Source organism: Klebsiella aerogenes KCTC 2190, assembly GCF_000215745.1.
Taxonomy (GTDB): Bacteria; Pseudomonadota; Gammaproteobacteria; order Enterobacterales; family Enterobacteriaceae; genus Klebsiella; species Klebsiella aerogenes.
Genome location: NC_015663.1, coordinates 2,420,904 through 2,435,380, shown reverse-complemented (window position 1 = coordinate 2,435,380; position 14,477 = coordinate 2,420,904). Strand labels below are relative to the sequence as shown.

The 14,477-nt window shown below is 56.4% G+C and carries 14 protein-coding genes; 9 read left to right on the top strand and 5 right to left on the bottom strand.

The window, feature by feature from the left end; all coding sequences use genetic code 11:
- Window positions 1-34: 34 nt before the first annotated feature.
- Complete coding sequence (locus EAE_RS11580) at window positions 35-1,441, top strand: glycoside-pentoside-hexuronide (GPH):cation symporter (RefSeq protein ID WP_015704413.1); 1,407 nt, start codon at window positions 35-37, stop codon at window positions 1,439-1,441.
- Window positions 1,441-2,391, top strand: coding sequence for a glycoside hydrolase family 43 protein (locus tag EAE_RS11575; protein ID WP_015704412.1), 951 nt, complete (start codon window positions 1,441-1,443; stop codon window positions 2,389-2,391). Before EAE_RS11580 ends, EAE_RS11575 begins: the two co-directional genes overlap by 1 nt.
- 178 nt (window positions 2,392-2,569) lie before the next feature.
- Here the strand turns inward: EAE_RS11575 and ampE are convergent, their stop codons facing one another.
- Window positions 2,570-3,424, bottom strand: a complete 855-nt coding sequence (gene ampE / locus EAE_RS11570; RefSeq protein WP_015368228.1) for a beta-lactamase regulator AmpE — start codon at window positions 3,422-3,424, stop codon at window positions 2,570-2,572.
- Window positions 3,421-3,984, bottom strand: a complete 564-nt coding sequence (ampD, locus tag EAE_RS11565) for a 1,6-anhydro-N-acetylmuramyl-L-alanine amidase AmpD (protein ID WP_015704411.1) — start codon at window positions 3,982-3,984, stop codon at window positions 3,421-3,423. The genes ampE and ampD overlap by 4 nt, the downstream gene beginning before the upstream one ends.
- Before the next feature lie 137 nt (window positions 3,985-4,121).
- Between ampD and nadC the strand changes: the two genes are divergently transcribed.
- The 4 genes from nadC to hofC all read left to right on the top strand — a co-directional run bounded on the left by nadC (window position 4,122) and on the right by hofC (window position 8,218).
- Window positions 4,122-5,015 (top strand): carboxylating nicotinate-nucleotide diphosphorylase, encoded by an 894-nt coding sequence (gene nadC / locus EAE_RS11560; RefSeq protein WP_015704410.1) that lies wholly within the window; start codon window positions 4,122-4,124, stop codon window positions 5,013-5,015.
- 180 nt (window positions 5,016-5,195) lie between these two features.
- Window positions 5,196-5,627 (top strand): prepilin peptidase-dependent pilin, encoded by a 432-nt coding sequence (gene ppdD / locus EAE_RS11555; protein WP_015704409.1) that lies wholly within the window; start codon window positions 5,196-5,198, stop codon window positions 5,625-5,627.
- A gap of 10 nt (window positions 5,628-5,637) precedes the next feature.
- The gene (gspE, locus tag EAE_RS11550) at window positions 5,638-7,023 is read left to right on the top strand and encodes a type II secretion system protein GspE (protein ID WP_015704408.1); all 1,386 of its coding nucleotides are present in this window, start codon (window positions 5,638-5,640) and stop codon (window positions 7,021-7,023) included.
- Complete coding sequence (gene hofC / locus EAE_RS11545) at window positions 7,013-8,218, top strand: protein transport protein HofC (protein WP_047058209.1); 1,206 nt, start codon at window positions 7,013-7,015, stop codon at window positions 8,216-8,218. The genes gspE and hofC overlap by 11 nt, the downstream gene beginning before the upstream one ends.
- A gap of 30 nt (window positions 8,219-8,248) precedes the next feature.
- On the opposite strand, the gene EAE_RS11540 is transcribed toward hofC, so the two are convergent.
- A complete protein-coding gene (locus EAE_RS11540; RefSeq protein WP_015368234.1) occupies window positions 8,249-9,292 on the bottom strand; it encodes a GMP reductase in 1,044 nt (347 codons plus the stop codon).
- Between the two features lie 337 nt (window positions 9,293-9,629).
- On the opposite strand from EAE_RS11540, the gene coaE reads away from it, so the two are divergent.
- From coaE to yacG, 3 genes are read left to right on the top strand one after another with little or no spacing between them, the layout of a single operon-like run.
- Window positions 9,630-10,250 carry a dephospho-CoA kinase gene (coaE, locus tag EAE_RS11535; RefSeq protein ID WP_015704406.1) on the top strand — a complete coding sequence of 207 codons (621 nt, stop codon included), beginning with the start codon at window positions 9,630-9,632 and terminating at the stop codon, window positions 10,248-10,250.
- Complete coding sequence (gene zapD, locus EAE_RS11530; RefSeq protein WP_015368236.1) at window positions 10,250-10,993, top strand: cell division protein ZapD; 744 nt, start codon at window positions 10,250-10,252, stop codon at window positions 10,991-10,993. Before coaE ends, zapD begins: the two co-directional genes overlap by 1 nt.
- A gap of 9 nt (window positions 10,994-11,002) precedes the next feature.
- A complete protein-coding gene (gene yacG / locus EAE_RS11525) occupies window positions 11,003-11,197 on the top strand; it encodes a DNA gyrase inhibitor YacG (protein WP_015368237.1) in 195 nt (64 codons plus the stop codon).
- A 67-nt stretch (window positions 11,198-11,264) separates the two neighbouring features.
- Here yacG and mutT read toward each other — a convergent pair whose 3' ends face one another.
- Together mutT and secA are read right to left on the bottom strand one after the other, a co-directional pair.
- The gene (mutT, locus tag EAE_RS11520) at window positions 11,265-11,657 is read right to left on the bottom strand and encodes an 8-oxo-dGTP diphosphatase MutT (protein ID WP_015368238.1); all 393 of its coding nucleotides are present in this window, start codon (window positions 11,655-11,657) and stop codon (window positions 11,265-11,267) included.
- Window positions 11,658-11,717: 60 nt separating this feature from the next.
- Window positions 11,718-14,423, bottom strand: a complete 2,706-nt coding sequence (secA, locus tag EAE_RS11515) for a preprotein translocase subunit SecA (protein ID WP_015704405.1) — start codon at window positions 14,421-14,423, stop codon at window positions 11,718-11,720.
- Window positions 14,424-14,477: the final 54 nt, after the last annotated feature.

The window sequence follows — 14,477 nt, the reverse complement described above, 5'->3', positions numbered from 1 at the left end:
TAATTCTCTCCAGACTGCAATGGAGAGTTCCAGGATGACAGGCAATAAACTTTCGCTGAAAGAAAAGATTGGCTACGGGATGGGCGATGCCGGATGTAACATTATCTTTGGCGCCATCATGTTGTTCGTTAACTATTTTTATACGGATATTTTTGGTCTTGCCCCGGCGCTGGTTGGGGTGTTGCTGCTTTCGGTGCGCGTCATCGACGCCGTCACCGACCCGATCATGGGGGCGATGGCCGACCGCACTCGCAGTAAATATGGCCGCTTTCGCCCATGGCTGCTGTGGATGGCCTTCCCCTACGCCCTGTTCAGCGTGCTGATGTTCACCACCCCGGAATGGACCTACAACAGCAAGGTTATCTATGCCTTCGTCACTTACTTCCTGCTGTCGATAACCTATACCGCGATTAACATCCCCTACTGCTCTTTGGGGACGGTGATGACATCCGACCCGCAAGAACGTGTCGCCTGCCAGTCATACCGCTTTGTGCTGGTCGGTATCGCGACGCTTCTGCTCTCGCTGACTCTGCTGCCTATGGCGGAGTGGTTCGGCGGCGCTGATAAAGCCAAAGGTTATCAAATGGCGATGACCGTATTGGCGTTCATCGGCATGTGTATGTTTTTGTTCTGCTTCGCCACAGTACGCGAGCGCATCCGCCCGGCGGTCCAAACCAACGACGAGCTGAAAAAAGATCTCAAGGACGTGTGGAAAAACGACCAGTGGGTTCGCATTTTGCTCTTAACCCTGTGCAACGTTTGCCCCGGCTTTATCCGCATGGCCGCCACCATGTACTACGTCACCTGGGTGATGGGGCAAACTACCCACTTCGCCACCCTGTTTATCAGCCTTGGCGTGGTCGGCATGATGATCGGCAGCATGCTGGCGAAAGTGCTGACTGACCGCTGGTGTAAACTGCAGGTCTTTTTCTGGACCAACATTGTACTGGCGGTCTTCTCCTGCGCATTCTACTTCTTTAATCCGCATGCCACGACGCTGATTCTGGCACTCTACTTCCTGCTCAATATCCTGCATCAAATCCCGTCGCCGCTGCACTGGTCGCTGATGTCCGACGTTGATGACTACGGCGAGTGGAAAACCGGTAAACGGATCACCGGCATCAGCTTCTCCGGCAATCTGTTCTTCCTGAAAGTGGGGCTGGCGGTCGCCGGGGCCATGGTGGGTTTCCTGCTGTCGTGGTACGGCTACGATGCCGGCGCGAAGCAGCAAAGCGCCTCGGCGCTAAACGGTATCGTGCTGCTGTTCTCTGTGATCCCCGGCGTTGGCTACCTGATTACCGCAGGCGTCGTACGCCTGCTGAAAGTTGACCGCAATCTGATGCGCCAAATCCAGAGCGATCTGGAAAAACGCCGCAGTAACTACAGCGAACTGAATGAACTCCAGGAATTGAAAACCAGTGAACACGTAAGGAAAGCCTGATGAACAACTGGCCTAACCCCTTTATTGAACAACGCGCGGACCCTTTTATCCTGCGCCATAAAGACCACTACTATTTTATTGCCTCCGTACCGGAATACGATCGGCTGGAGATCCGCCGCGCCGCTACGCTTGAAGGCCTGCGTGAAGTCGAGCCGGTGACCGTCTGGCGCAAGCCGCAAAGCGGTCCGATGAGCCAGCTGATCTGGGCGCCGGAGCTCCACCCCATCGACGGCAAGTGGTATATCTATTTCGCCGCCGCCCCGACCCATGACCTCGACGCCGAGGGGATGTTCCAGCACCGGATGTTCGCCCTTGAGTGTACCGACAGCGATCCGCTCAGCGGCCGCTGGCAGGAAAAAGGACAAATCGTCACCCCGTTCGATACCTTCGCCCTCGACGCCACCACTTTCTGCCATCAAGGGAAACGCTGGTATTTATGGGCGCAGAAAGACCCGCAGATCGCCGGCAATACCAATCTCTATCTGGCGGAGCTGGAAAACCCGTGGACGCTAAAAGGCGCGCCGCTCATGCTGAGCAAGCCGGAGTTCGCCTGGGAATGCCGGGGATTTATGGTCAATGAGGGACCTGCGGTGCTGGTACACGGCGATAAGCTGTTTATCAGCTATTCCGCCAGCGCGACCGATGAAAACTACTGCATGGGATTATTATGGATCGACCGTGAAGCCGACCCGCTGGAGGCTGAAAACTGGCATAAATCCCCACAGCCGGTATTTCGTACCAGCTATGAAAACCGCCAGTATGGTCCCGGCCATAATAGCTTTACGCAAACGCCGGAGGGGGAAGATGTGCTGGTATACCACGCGCGCAACTACACCGAAATCGAAGGCGACCCGCTGTACGATCCTAACCGTCACACCCGGCTGAAGTTAGTGCGCTGGCAAGAAAACGGGATGCCCGACTTCGGCATCCCGCCTGCTGATACGCTGTAGCGAGTGAACAGCGAGCCGTCCGGGATCCAATACCACCACTGGGATTTTCCCTGCTTGCGCTGCGCTTAGCAGGGCTACCACTTCTGCGCTTACCGGGCCGCGGACCGTAGGCCGGATAAGCGCAGCGCCATCCGGCGACATGAGTGCGCCAAGCCTAGCAGCGCCAGGCTTCGGGCCGTTAAATCAACGTTCCGTAGATGGTCAGCAGCGCCATAATCACCACCACCACCAGCGAGGTTTTCTTCGCCATGGAAACCGCCGCTTTTGGCGTCTCAACCGCATCGACGTGCGGCTCGCGGGCCAATGAGAACTGGGCCAGACGAGTTAATACCTGATACTGTGAAGAGTGACGATCGCCTAGCGAGGCAAACCACGCAGGCAGCGCTTTTTCGCCGTGCCCCAGCAGCGCGTATACCACGCCAACCAGGCGCACCGGCACCCAATCGACAATATGCAGAATACCGTCAATGCCGGACTGTAAACGATGGCGCGGCGTCTGATAGCGCGCAAGCCAGGTCTGCCAGGCGCGCAGGACGCTATAAGCGGTTAGCGTCAACAGCCCCCACGGGCCGCCGACCACCAGCCAGAACAGCGGCGCGAGATAGTAGCGATAGTTGATCCATAGCAGTGCGTTTTGCAGCTCGCGAAGATACTCCTGACGATCGCAGCCCGGCGGCACGCCGTGAATAAGCGTTAGTTCGCTGGCCATAGAATCGCAGGCGTGGCTATCGTTGTTCGCCGCCGCCTTCAGATAGGCATGATAATGCAGGCGCACCTTACCCGCGCCAATACACAGCAGGCCAAGCAAAATCCAGAACACCAGCAGCGGTACGTTAAATAGCTGCCCCTGTAGCAGGCGTTGAATAACATATACCACCGCCACCGCGACGACGGTCATCAGCACGGTGCCGAACAGCGAGAAATGCTTCACGCGGCGGAACAGTACCTCCAGGCGATGATCGAGCTGCCAGTGCTCGCCAAGCTTGAACAGACGCTCGGCGATGAGAACCAGCAGCGTAGTAAACAACGTCATGGTATCTCCTTATGTGACGATGCGGCCAACATACCGCGGTATTTTGCCCAATCAAAGGCCGGGCCGGGATCCGTTTTACGTATCGGCGCGATATCGCAATGGCCGGTAATATTATCAGCAATACCAGGATAACGCTGGATGAGCGCCTGGGTAATCACCACTAACTGCTGGTACTGCGCCTCGGTGTAGGCCTGAGTATCCGTCCCTTCCAGCTCAATGCCGATCGAAAAATCATTGCAGCGCTCGCGGCCGTGATAGCTGGAGACGCCCGCATGCCATGCGCGCTTATCAAAGGGTACATACTGGACTATCTCGCCATCGCGGCGAATCAGACAATGCGCCGAAACGCGCAGATGAGCAATCCCGGCGAAGTAAGGATGCGCGTCGGCATCCAATGTACCGGTAAATAGCGCGTCAATCCATGGGCCGCCAAACTCCCCCGGCGGCAGGCTGATATTATGTACCACCAGTAAAGAAGGGTTTTCATCGTCCGGGCGGCAATCGTGATGCGGCGAAGGCACCCGACGCGCGCCCACCAGCCATCCGCCATTCAACTGCATGGGGAATCTCCTTTCGCAAACGTGGATCCCGGCGGCCCCACAGGCGACGCGAAATCCATTGGGTATGTGTGGTACAGAAACGTGGTTCAGGTTAGCATGTTTCCCACTTCTGAATCTTATCTATCTGGAGCTTTATCATGACGCCTCGTCGCTACAGCCCCGACCGCCGCCGTGACGCGCTGCTGGAACGTATTAATCTCGATATTACCGACGCCGTCGCGCAATCACTACGCGAAGATCTGGGCGGCGAAGTTGACGCTAACAACGATATCAGCGCGCAATTATTGCCATCGGACGCGCGCTCTCACGCCGTCGTTATCACCCGCGAAGATGGGGTATTCTGCGGTAAGCGTTGGGTAGAAGAAGTTTTCATTCAGCTTGCCGGCGACGATGTCCGCATCACCTGGCACGTGGCTGACGGCGATACGGTAAAAGCCGATCAGCCGCTGTTCGAACTGGACGGGCCGTCGCGGGTGCTGCTGACCGGCGAACGCACCGCGCTGAATTTCGTGCAGACCCTCTCCGGGGTAGCAAGCGAAGTACGCCGCTACGTCGACCTGCTCAAAGGCACCAAAACGCAACTGCTTGATACGCGTAAAACGTTACCAGGCCTGCGCACCGCGTTGAAGTATGCGGTGCTGTGCGGCGGCGGCGCGAACCACCGTCTGGGCCTCTTCGACGCTTTCCTGATCAAAGAAAACCATATCATCGCCTCTGGTTCGGTACGTCAGGCGGTGGAAAAAGCCTTCTGGCTGCACCCGGACGTACCGGTGGAAGTCGAAGTCGAAACGCTGGATGAGCTGGATGAAGCGTTAAAAGCCGGCGCTGATATCATCATGCTCGACAATTTCACCACCGACCTGATGCGTGAGGCGGTGAAACGTACCAACGGCCAGGCGGCGCTGGAAGTCTCCGGCAATGTAACCTTCGATACCATTCGCGAATTCGCGGAAACCGGCGTTGACTATATTTCCGTCGGCGCACTCACCAAGCACGTACGGGCCCTCGACCTGTCCATGCGTTTTCGTTAATTCTCTCCCCGATATCCACCGGGTATCGGGGTTATTTTTGCGAGACGCCTCGCACGCTTCCCGTGCATCTTTGAAAATGCTACCGAAAAGCTGGATGCCTGCATCCTAAGCGTATTTTTCCTCCTCGCCGCCGCGACGTAATCGCGCCAAAGTCACCCCACAACCAACAAGGAGTGACTTATGGATAAGCAACGTGGTTTTACCCTGATCGAATTAATGGTGGTTATCGGCATTATCGCCATCCTCAGCGCCATCGGCATCCCTGCCTACCAAAACTACCTACGCAAAGCCGCCCTCACCGATATGCTGCAAACCTTTGTGCCCTACCGCACGGCAATAGAGCTGTGCGCGTTGGACCACGGCGGACTAACCAGCTGCGATGGCGGCAGTAACGGAATCCCTTCACCGTCGACTACCCGCTATGTATCGGCGATGAGCGTCGCCCAGGGGGTGGTCACCCTGACCGGGCAGGAGAGTCTGAACGGGCTGGCCGTCACCCTGACCCCTTCCTGGGATAACGCCAGCGGTATCACCGGTTGGCAGCGCGTCTGCGCCATCGGCGATGACAGCGCGTTAAAGCAGGCCTGCGAAGATGTCTTCCGCTTTAACTGAGGTGACAGCCATGAAAACCGAACAGCTACTCTCACTCTGTCAGCGCCATCACGCACTGTTGTTGAAGAGCGACGAGCAGACCATTGTTATCGCCGTTGTGGATACGCCGTCGCCAGAACTGATGGAAGCGCTGCGCTTCGCTACCCAAAAGCGCATCGATATTGAATTCTGGAGCCAGGAGCGGATGGATAAGCATCAGCATGAGGCACCGCGGTCAGCAGCAGACTCCGCCACGGGTAACCCCCAGGGCGTAACCGATCTACTGAATCAAATTCTGGAGCAGGCGCTGCGCCAGCGAGCCTCTGATATCCATATTGAGCCGGCGGAAAATCAGCTGCGGATACGCCTGCGTGTCGATGGCGTGTTGCATGCCCTACCGTTACTTGAGGCCGCGCTGGCTGCGCCAATAGCCGCACGGCTTAAGGTGCTGGGCAACCTCGATATTGCCGAGCATCGTCTACCGCAGGATGGACAGTTCACTCTGACGCTTACCGGGCGCACGGTCTCCTTTCGCATCGCAACCCTCCCCTGCCGCGGCGGGGAGAAAATCGTCCTGCGTTTATTACACCAGGTGGAGCAGACGCTGGATCTGGAAGCTCTGGGGCTCTCCTCTCGTCAGCTGGCTTTTTTCCGCGCCACATTGAACCAGCCGCAGGGGTTGCTACTGGTTACCGGGCCTACGGGGAGTGGCAAAACCGTCACCCTGTACAGCGCGCTGCAGGCGCGAAACCGCGAAGAGGTCAATATCTGCAGCGTGGAAGATCCGCTGGAGATCCCGCTTACCGGGCTCAACCAAACGCAGATCAACCCGCGATCCGGGCTTACCTTCCAGAGCGTCCTGCGGGCGCTACTGCGTCAGGATCCGGATATCGTCATGGTCGGAGAAATTCGCGATGCCGAGACCGCCGAAATCGCCATTAAGGCTGCACAAACCGGGCATCTGGTGCTCTCTACATTGCATACTAACTCCACCAGCGAAACGTTAATTCGCCTGCAACAAATGGGCGTGGCGCGCTGGATGATCTCCTCGGCGCTATCGCTGGTGGTCGCCCAGCGGCTGGTACGAAAACTGTGCCCCCACTGCCGGCGCGATGGCGGCCGCCCTACCGAGGTGCCGCACAGTCTTTGGCCACGCCCATTGCCCGGCTGGCTGGCGGTTGGCTGCCCACAGTGCTACCACGGTTACTACGGCCGCCTGGCCTTATTCGAACTGCTGCCGGTGGATAGCGCGCTGCGTCAGGCCATTAATCGCGATCTCAGCGCGGCGGAAATCGAAACGCTGGCCCGCGAAGCCGGCATGATGACGCTGTTTGAAAGCGGTTGTGAAGCGGTGGAGCGTGGATTAACCACTCTTGAAGAAATTATCCGAGTGCTGGGGATCCAGCATGGCGACTAAGCAGCTTTGGCAGTGGCGGGGGATGAATAAGCAAGGAATGATGTGCGAGGGCGCCCTGTGGCACGAGACGCGCGCGCAGGCGCTGGCATCACTGGAACAGCAGCGGATCCTGCCGCTGGCGCTGCGGCGTAAAACGGTACAGAATTCGCTGTGGCGCCCGCGCTACAGCGGTGAGGTTATCCGCCAGCTTGCCACGCTGCTGCAGGCTGGTTTACCGCTGGCTGAAGGGCTGGAGCTGCTGGCCCAACAACAGCCGCACAAACAGTGGCAGGCGTTGCTACGAGTGCTGGCGCAGGAACTGGCAAATGGCGTTTCTCTCTCCAGCGGCCTGGCGCAATGGCCGCAGGTCTTCCCTCCGCTCTATCTGGCGATGATCCGCACCGGCGAGCTCACCGGTAAGCTGGAACGCTGCTGCTTTCAACTCGCGCAACAGCAGCAGGAACAACAGCGTCTGACAGAAAAGGTAAAGAAGGCGCTGCGCTATCCGATCGTTATCCTGACATTAGCGCTGGCGCTGGTCGTGGCGATGCTGTTTTTCGTTCTGCCGGAATTTACCGCCATCTATCGGACCTTCAACACGCCGCTCCCCTTGCTGACGCAAATGGTCATTCACCTTGGCGACGCGTTAGCCCGCTACTGGCCGTTGCTGCCGCCTTTTTTTGCTATTCCACTATTTATCAACCGGCTGGCCCGGCGGCGGCCACGCTGGCTGCTGTTAAGGCAAAGATTATTTCACGCGATTCCAATAGCGGGTCGGCTGCTCAACGGTCAGCAACTGAGCCAGGTATTTACCATTCTTTCACTGACCCAAAGCGCGGGTATAAGCTTTGTCCAGGGGCTGGAGAGCGTCGAGGAAACCGTGGGCTGCCCGCTGTGGCGGCAGCGGATTGCACAGGCGCGCGCAGAGATTATCCATGGCCAACCAATCTGGCAGGCGCTAACGAATTGTGGCGGATTTACCTCGCTGTGCCTGCAGCTCATTCGTACCGGCGAGGCATCAGGAGCGCTGGATACGATGCTCGATAACCTGGCGCGCCATCATAGCGAGCAAACTCATCAACAGGCGGATAATCTGGCGACGCTGCTGGAGCCAATACTGCTGGTGGTGACCGGAACGATCGTCGGTGTGCTGGTGGTAGCGATGTACCTACCTGTTTTTCATTTGGGGGACGCGCTGGGCACAATGGGGAGTTAATGGCTGGCGCCAGAGCGCCAGCCATCGTCATTACAGGCTGTTGAACACGCGGTTCTCTTGTTCCTGTACGCGGATAAAGGTTGTACGTTTGGTCAGCTCTTTCAGGCGGGAAGCGCCAACATAGGTGCATGCTGAACGCAGGCCACCGAGGATATCACGCGCGGTATTATCAACCGGGCCGCGCAGCGGCAACTTAACGGTTTTACCTTCCGCGGCACGATATTTCGCGACGCCGCCGACGTGGCGAGTCATCGCCGATTCAGAGCTCATACCGTAAAACAGCATGAATTTTTCACCGTTCTCTTCCACCACGGTACCGCCGCTCTCTTCGTGACCCGCCAGCATCCCGCCGAGCATGACAAAATCGGCACCGCCGCCAAAAGCTTTCGCAACATCACCCGGCATGGTGCAGCCACCGTCGCTGATGATCTGGCCGCCGAGACCGTGCGCGGCATCGGCACATTCAATCACCGCAGACAGCTGCGGGTAGCCAACGCCGGTTTTCACGCGGGTAGTACAGACGGAGCCAGGGCCAATGCCCACTTTAACGATATCAGCGCCGGAGAGAATCAGTTCTTCACACATTTCACCGGTCACCACGTTGCCGGCGATAATGGTTTTTTGTGGCCAGGCGGCGCGCGCTTTCGCCACAAACTGAACGAAGTGTTCAGAGTAGCCGTTAGCCACGTCTATGCAGACGAAGTTCAGCTGTGGATTCTGGGTCAGGATCTGCTGAGTTTTTTCAAAGTCCGCGTCAGAGGTACCGGTGGAAACCATCACATGCTGCAGCACTTCTGCGGACTCGCTCTGCACAAACGCCTGCCATTCTTCAACGCTGTAGTGTTTGTGCACGGCGGTCAGAATTCCAAAAGCGGACAAGGCTTTCGCCATGCTGAAGGTACCGACGGTATCCATGTTAGCAGCGATAATCGGTACGCCGGACCAGGTCTGGCCTGAATGCTTAAAGGTGAATTCACGTTCCAGTTGAACATCAGAACGGCTTTTGAGGGTAGAGCGTTTCGGGCGGATAAGAACGTCTTTAAAACCTAGCTTCAGATCTTCTTCAATACGCATGTGCGAATTCCTGGGGTTAATTGCATTAATGTGAGAGCACAACTCCAGTGACGCTATCATACGCACGAATCATAGCCGCGCAAGACTGCGATTTTCACTTTTTTTACGCTACAATCGTTAAAATTTACCTGGTGAATAGCGAAAAACACGTTCGTGTGCTTTCCTTACCATTGCGTCATTTTTAACCAATTGTTTTTTATATATAAAGTGAATCACAATTCACATTATGGATACTTTTTCGATTTAACAAAATCTTGATTAAGCTATCCTCTGGGTCTGAATGGCGCGGTGAATCGCCAGGGTTTTGAACAATAATGTGACATCGGGATTGAAGTGTATGGGGTATACGGTAGCGTTAACAGGCGGCATCGGTAGCGGTAAAAGTACCGTCGCCGACGAATTTGCTCACCTGGGCGTAACCGTCATCGACGCCGATATTATTGCGCGTCAGGTTGTAGAGCCCGGTACTCCCGCCCTGCTTGCTATCGCTGAAAGGTTTGGTCCACAGATGATCAACGACGATGGCAGTCTGAATCGCCGCCGCTTACGCGAACGCATTTTTGCTCATAGCGAGGACAAGGCCTGGCTTAACGCGCTGCTGCATCCGCTGATTCAGCAAGAAACGCGCCGTCAGATGCAGGCCTCAACCTCACCTTATCTCCTCTGGGTCGTACCCTTGCTGGTCGAAAACCGCCTGACCGATAAAGCCGATCGCGTACTGGTTGTCGATGTGCCAAAAGAGACACAAATCGAGCGCACCATACGCCGCGATGGGGTCAGTCGTGAACACGCTGAACATATTCTTGCCGCCCAGGCGACGCGCGAACAGCGTCTTGCCGCAGCGGATGATGTTATTGAAAACATGGGCTCCGCGGATGCCGTCGCATCCCACGTCGCCCGCCTGCACGATAAGTATTTAATGCTGGCATCGCAGGCCGCCTCACAGGAAAAACCGTAATGCATACCCCTGTTCTCTTCGAACATCCGCTCAATGAGAAAATGCGCACCTGGCTGCGCATTGAATTTTTATTTCAGCAGCTCTCTTCCCGCCCGGCCATTGCCAGCTACGCGGACGCTCTCCATTTTTTCCGCAATACCGGCGATCTACTGGACGTGCTGGAACGCGGCGAAGTGCGTACCGATTTGCTGAAAGAGCTGGAGCGACAACAGCGGAAATTACAAACCTGGGCCGAAGTGCCCGGCGTCGATCAGCAGCGTATTGAAGCCCTACGTCAGCAGCTCAAACTGTCCGGCAGCACCTTGATTTCCGCTCCGCGTATTGGCCAGTTTCTTCGTGAAGATCGGCTGATTGGCCTGGTGCGCCAGCGTCTGAGCATCCCTGGCGGCTGTTGCGGCTTTGATTTGCCAACGCTACATATCTGGCTGCATATGCCGCAAGAGTATCGCGATGAGCAGGTGGCAAAATGGTTAGCGAGCCTGACGCCGTTGATGCAGTCGCTGGAGCTGATCCTTGATTTGATTCGTAACTCCGCGCCTTTCCGTAAGCAGACCAGCCTCAATGGCTTTTATCAGGATAATGGCGACGATGCCGATCTGCTGCGCCTGCGCCTGGATCTCGCCAGCCAGCTATACCCGCAAATTTCCGGCCATAAAAGCCGCTTTGCCATCCGCTTCCTGCCGCTGGACAGCGAGCATGGTATCGTGCCGGAACGCTTTGATTTTGAACTGGCTTGTTGCTAAGGAGACACTATGTCAGAAGAGACTATCGTTAACTGCCCAACCTGCGGTAAAAACGTCGTCTGGAGCGAGCAAAGCCCGTTTCGCCCGTTTTGCTCGAAGCGCTGCCAGCTGATCGATCTTGGCGAGTGGGCGGCGGAAGAGAAACGTATCCCCAGTTCCGGCGACTTATCCGACAGCGATGACTGGAGCGAGCCGCAGCAGTAACCTTTCCTATCGCTAATCCGGGACGTTCCGGATTAGCGTTTCAGGCCTGCGCCGGGTTGCCCGGCGCTCAGGCAAGCGTAATAAGTTTATTAATTATCGGCTCGTTCGCCGGCGGAAATGCCTGCGGATCCAACGCCTGCTGCGCCATCCACTGCCCCGGTTGTCCTTCTTTGCCCCACGGCTCGCCTTGCCAGTTTTCCACCAGGAAGAACCATAGCGTGATATGGCGATCCGGGAATTGATACTCCAGTTTGTCGAACAACGTGGACGTCGTCACCGTAATCCCGACCTCTTCCTGCAGTTCACGTACCAGCGCCTGTTCCGGCGTCTCACCTGATTCTATTTTGCCGCCGGGGAATTCCAGTTTATTGGCCATATGCGCGTCTGCAGCACGCTGGGTAATAAAAATTTCGCCTTGCGGATTGCGAATTATCCCGACGGCGATTTGCAGTTTTTTCATTGAAACAGCTCCATAAAAAAGGCGCAGAAATCTGCGCCCTGGTTTTCTTTTTATCAGCCCTTAGCTCAGACGGCCGTGGCACTGTTTGTATTTTTTACCGGAACCGCACGGGCACGGATCGTTACGCCCGACTTTACGGTCGCCGGTCTGTTCAGCCAGCGAGGCGGCAGCCAGTGTATCGTCATCCTGATGGCTCAGCTGCTGCATCTGCGCGAGACGCTCTGCCTCTTCGCGACGTTGCTGTTCCATCTCTTCGACTTCTTCCGGCATCCGCACCTGTACCTTGCTCAGCGTGCTGATAACTTCATACTTCAGCGATTCGAGCATAGCGGCAAACATCGAGAAGGATTCGCGCTTGTACTCCTGCTTCGGATCTTTCTGCGCGTAGCCGCGCAGATGGATACCCTGGCGCAGGTAGTCCATCGCCGCCAGGTGCTCTTTCCACAAGGAATCCAGCGTTTGCAGCATGACGCCTTTCTCGAAGTGACGCATCATTTCGGCGCCGACCACTTCTTCTTTACGCTGGTAGGTTTCTACCGCGCTCTGCAGAATACGTTCACGCAGGGTCTCTTCGTGCAGCTCCGGCTCTTTATCCAGCCACTCTTTGATTGGCAGCTCAAGGTCGAAGTCGTTTTTCAGACGTTCCTGCAGGCCTTCAATATCCCACATCTCTTCCAGCGACTGCGGCGGGATATGCGCATCAATAGTGGCTTTGAAGACGTCTTCGCGGATGCTGTTGATGGTTTCGCTCACGTCGGAGATATCCAGCAGCTCGTTACGCTGGGTGTAGATAGCGCGACGCTGATCGTTGGCGACGTCATCATATTCCAGCAGCTGTTTACGAATGTCGAAGTTGCGGCTTTCCACTTTACGCTGGGCGTTGGCAATCGCTTTGGTCACCCACGGGTGCTCGATAGCTTCGCCCGGCTTCATCCCCAGTTTACGCATCATGCCGGATACGCGATCGGAGGCGAAGATGCGCATCAGAGCATCTTCCATCGACAGGTAGAAGCGGGAAGAACCGGCATCGCCCTGACGGCCAGCACGGCCACGCAGCTGGTTATCGATACGGCGGGACTCATGACGCTCGGTACCGATGATGTGCAGACCGCCTGCGGCCAGGACCGCATCGTGGCGCACCTGCCAGTCAGCTTTGATTTTTTCAATCTGCTCCGGCGTTGGATTTTCCAGCGCGGCGACTTCTGCCTGCCAGCTACCGCCGAGCATAATATCGGTACCACGACCCGCCATGTTGGTGGCGATGGTAACCGCAGCCGGATAACCCGCCTGGGCGACGATATCCGCTTCGCTGGCGTGGAACTTGGCGTTCAGGACGTTGTGCTTGATGCCGGCTTTCGTCAGTTCACGGGAAACCACTTCAGATTTTTCGATTGAGATAGTACCGACCAGCACCGGCTGACCGGCAGCGGTACGATCTTTAATATCCTCGATAATCGCCTGAATTTTTTCCGCTTCGGTCATGTAGACCAGATCCGCCATATCCTTACGGATCATCGGACGGTTAGTAGGGACGACAACGGTATCCAGTTTATAGATGGAGCTGAATTCAAAGGCTTCGGTATCCGCGGTACCGGTCATCCCCGCCAGCTTCTCGTACAGACGGAAGTAGTTCTGGAAGGTGATGGATGCCAAAGTCTGGTTCTCGTTCTGGATCTCCACGCCTTCTTTGGCTTCTACCGCCTGGTGGAGGCCATCGGACCAGCGACGCCCCTGCATCGTACGGCCGGTGTGTTCATCGACGATGATGACTTCGCCATCTTTCACGATGTAGTCAACGTCGCGGGTAAACAGCGCGTGGGCGCGCAGCGCGGCGGTAACATGGTGCATCAGCATGATGTTGGTCGGAGAATACAGTGATTCGCCTTCCTCCATGATGCCTTCCTGCACCAGAAGCTCTTCGATCAGTACCAGACCACGTTCGGTCAGGTTAACCTGGCGAGCTTTCTCATCTACGGAGAAGTGGCCTTCACCGGTAAAGGTGTCGGAGTCTTCCTTTTCCTGGCGGATCAGGTGCGGAATAATTTTGTTTACCTTGCGATACATTTCGGAGCTGTCTTCAGCCGGGCCGGAAATGATAAGCGGCGTACGCGCTTCATCGATCAGGATGGAGTCCACCTCATCCACCAATGCATAGTGCAGTTTACGCTGTACGCGCTCTTCCGGGCTGAACGCCATGTTATCGCGCAGATAGTCGAAGCCGTATTCGTTGTTGGTGCCGTAAGTGATGTCGGCCGCGTAGGCTTCACGCTTCGCCGGCGCAGGCAGGCCGGACATATTGATGCCCACGCTCATACCGAGGAATTCGAACAGCGGACGGTTGTTTTCGGCGTCACGTTGCGCCAGATAGTCGTTGACGGTAACGACGTGAACGCCTTTACCGGTCAGCGCGTTAAGGTACGCCGGTAACGTCGCGGTCAGGGTTTTACCTTCACCGGTACGCATTTCCGCGATGCAGCGGTCGTTCAGTACCATACCGCCCAGCAGCTGCACGTCGAAGTGGCGCATGCCGAAGACGCGTTTACTCGCTTCACGCACCACGGCAAACGCTTCCGGGATCAGGCTTTCCAGGCTTTCACCTTTCTCCAGACGCGCGCGGAATTCCCCGGTTTTGGCTTTCAGCTCGTCATCAGAGAGTTTTTCCATCGCCGGTTCCATACCGTTGATGATGTTGACGGCTTTGCGCATACGACGCAGCGTACGGTCATTACGGCTACCGAACACTTTAGTTAACATTTTAATTAGCATAATAAAATCTCAAACGCCCCGCGGTGCGGAGTCAAAAAAATAGGATGGTCCGTG

What these genes read in the sequence shown, in the direction of transcription:
- coaE (WP_015704406.1), top strand. Translation starts at nt 9,630, where the DNA reads ATGGGGTATACGGTAGCGTTAACAGGCGGCATCGGTAGCGGTAAAAGT.
- ppdD (WP_015704409.1), top strand. Translation starts at nt 5,196, where the DNA reads ATGGATAAGCAACGTGGTTTTACCCTGATCGAATTAATGGTGGTTATC.
- ampD (WP_015704411.1), bottom strand. Translation starts at nt 3,984, where the DNA reads ATGCAGTTGAATGGCGGATGGCTGGTGGGCGCGCGTCGGGTGCCTTCG.
- ampE (WP_015368228.1), bottom strand. Translation starts at nt 3,424, where the DNA reads ATGACGTTGTTTACTACGCTGCTGGTTCTCATCGCCGAGCGTCTGTTC.
- EAE_RS11580 (WP_015704413.1), top strand. Translation starts at nt 35, where the DNA reads ATGACAGGCAATAAACTTTCGCTGAAAGAAAAGATTGGCTACGGGATG.
- yacG (WP_015368237.1), top strand. Translation starts at nt 11,003, where the DNA reads ATGTCAGAAGAGACTATCGTTAACTGCCCAACCTGCGGTAAAAACGTC.
- EAE_RS11540 (WP_015368234.1), bottom strand. Translation starts at nt 9,292, where the DNA reads ATGCGTATTGAAGAAGATCTGAAGCTAGGTTTTAAAGACGTTCTTATC.
- hofC (WP_047058209.1), top strand. Translation starts at nt 7,013, where the DNA reads ATGGCGACTAAGCAGCTTTGGCAGTGGCGGGGGATGAATAAGCAAGGA.
- mutT (WP_015368238.1), bottom strand. Translation starts at nt 11,657, where the DNA reads ATGAAAAAACTGCAAATCGCCGTCGGGATAATTCGCAATCCGCAAGGC.
- zapD (WP_015368236.1), top strand. Translation starts at nt 10,250, where the DNA reads ATGCATACCCCTGTTCTCTTCGAACATCCGCTCAATGAGAAAATGCGC.
- gspE (WP_015704408.1), top strand. Translation starts at nt 5,638, where the DNA reads ATGAAAACCGAACAGCTACTCTCACTCTGTCAGCGCCATCACGCACTG.
- secA (WP_015704405.1), bottom strand. Translation starts at nt 14,423, where the DNA reads ATGCTAATTAAAATGTTAACTAAAGTGTTCGGTAGCCGTAATGACCGT.
- EAE_RS11575 (WP_015704412.1), top strand. Translation starts at nt 1,441, where the DNA reads ATGAACAACTGGCCTAACCCCTTTATTGAACAACGCGCGGACCCTTTT.
- nadC (WP_015704410.1), top strand. Translation starts at nt 4,122, where the DNA reads ATGACGCCTCGTCGCTACAGCCCCGACCGCCGCCGTGACGCGCTGCTG.